The sequence below is a fragment of the Priestia sp. P5_B4 genome (assembly GCF_056400385.1).
This window is the reverse complement of record NZ_JBFULJ010000910.1, coordinates 1-1,517: the sequence shown is the minus strand read 5'-3', so window position 1 is coordinate 1,517 and position 1,517 is coordinate 1. Positions and strand designations below refer to the sequence as shown.

The window sequence follows — 1,517 nt, the reverse complement described above, 5'->3', positions numbered from 1 at the left end:
ATCCAATACCAACTGAAGAGTTAAAGATAGAAAAGCAAGATGAAAGAAATAAGAATAAAACTAAAAATGAATCCTCCACTGAAAATAAATATAAGAGAAATTAATATTAAATCAATAGCATGAAAAAGTAGATATTCTAATTAATTATTACACTAAGTTATTAAAAAGTACTTGAAAGGAGTGGTAAGAATGGAAAAAACAGAACTACAGCCGGTTTTTGTTTATTTACATCCAGATGTATTAGCGCAAGGTGGTATTTATTTTATCGGACTAAATAAACGAGACAGGGAGCTTCCTCCGGCGAGTATTGAACATTTACGTTTAGATATGGCTAAACAATATTTCCCTTGGGATCCTGAGGCTCATCTTGTTGTAGAAGAAGGAAGATTTCAATGGGATGCTGTAAAAAAAGACTATATAGAAATCGTCGCCTAATAAAAATCTCGACATGGTAAAATGTCGAGATTTTTCATTTAGATAGTTTGCTGTAGATAATAGGGAGAAATGTACGCTGGGCCTCATATAACATTTAGAAGCAAAATTAAATAGCCCATCCATAAACAATTGCAGAGATCACAATAAATCAAATCATTCTTTATAATAGAGGGATGAACAACACTCCTACAATAAAGACAAGTTGGTGTAGTGTCAATGAGTCCTTCCATACTATGCGGGTTAACGTAATGTGGTTTATCAGAAACAACTCTTTAAATTAGGATCAAGCTTTAGCCTGCTTTTTCTTATCTTTTAAATACTTGTTTCACCTTTTGAACAAACCAATCTGGAGATCAATATAGGATTTCAAACACAACTTCTAATTACGCACTATTTACAAAAAAACTACTGGTGACTGAACACCAGTAGTTTTTGGGTTTTAAGATATATATAATATACATTTTTATTTTAACATAATGGAATTTGTTGGAGATGATATACRAAARGGCTCKTTATGGAAAAATAAATARGCACCTTGATAARATAGGGRKGCTTTTTTATGGATTTATTTCTTCTTTACCMTAAAGTARTTCTTTCTTTAACGTRTCAAAGTCTCTTTTAGCTACTTTTTCAATCTTATCAAATAATTCATCACCTTTGATTAAYCCTTTTTCTTCTAGTATTTCTTCTAACGCTTTAAATCTTACTCTAGATAAAACRRCCTCATTTACGGCATTAACCATCAACTTCTGATCTTTTGTAAGTTCTTTTTCTTTGRCTGGTTCTTGTTGTAACTTAATTCTAAATACRACTTTTGTGTCATCTGATATCTCTGCTGCTTGATAAAAAGTACTGTGTGAAATATTTYYYATTTTAAGTTTCTCATTTGTATCAACAATAGTAAGTTCAAAATGGGGGCTTTCGAAAAATAAGTCATATAAGTTATAATCTTTTTTTCCTATAACCGAAAATGCAAAACCAATCTTTTTTAGCTGCTCACCTGTAGGGGAATGTGTAATTGTTTTTTCTTCGAAATTTTCAACGTTAAATTCAACATTATTGATAATTAATTGTTTCAATTC

General features: G+C 30.4%; 2 protein-coding genes. One reads left to right on the top strand and one right to left on the bottom strand.

What is annotated here, in order from left to right; translation table 11 throughout:
* Window positions 1-189 precede the first annotated feature (189 nt).
* Window positions 190-435 (top strand): hypothetical protein, encoded by a 246-nt coding sequence (locus AC1DRF_RS27385; protein WP_211079992.1) that lies wholly within the window; start codon window positions 190-192, stop codon window positions 433-435.
* Between the two features lie 557 nt (window positions 436-992).
* Here AC1DRF_RS27385 and AC1DRF_RS27380 read toward each other — a convergent pair.
* On the bottom strand, window positions 993-1,517 hold a 525-nt coding region (locus AC1DRF_RS27380; RefSeq protein WP_477742234.1), incomplete at its 5' end, for a hypothetical protein.

What these genes read in the sequence shown, in the direction of transcription:
- AC1DRF_RS27385 (WP_211079992.1), top strand. Translation starts at nt 190, where the DNA reads ATGGAAAAAACAGAACTACAGCCGGTTTTTGTTTATTTACATCCAGAT.